Here is a 281-nt window from a genome sequence, read left to right as displayed (position 1 = left end):
GGACGAGCGCGCTCTGGCGGGATCGTCCGGGGTGGCGGTTGGGTGCCGCGGCCGTGCCGGAGGCGACGTTCGCGGCCCTCACGGATGACGACGAAGTGGTTGAACTCGGTGCAGCGGACGTATTCGCTCCGAACGGGGCGGTGCACGCGGCGATGGACGGAGATGGCGCGGTCTGGGTGTCCGAGAGCGGCCGCACGGTGCGTCTGCGTCCGCTCGACAGGCGGCGCAGGATGCTCCACCGTCTCGCTCAGCGCGAGTCAGGGGCGGCAGCGACCGAGCCC

General features: G+C 72.6%; 1 protein-coding gene. It reads left to right on the top strand.

All coding sequences use genetic code 11. The features are described 5' to 3' along the window. Nucleotides 1-95 precede the first annotated feature (95 nt). Nucleotides 96-281: hypothetical protein (locus tag SB753_RS36585; protein WP_410805009.1), on the top strand; the 186-nt coding region annotated here is incomplete at its 3' end.

Source organism: Paraburkholderia sp. SIMBA_053 (assembly GCF_046534895.1).
Classification (GTDB): Bacteria; Pseudomonadota; Gammaproteobacteria; order Burkholderiales; family Burkholderiaceae; genus Paraburkholderia; species Paraburkholderia caledonica.
Note: the sequence above shows the minus strand (reverse complement) of the source record. Positions and strands in the feature narration are given on the sequence as shown.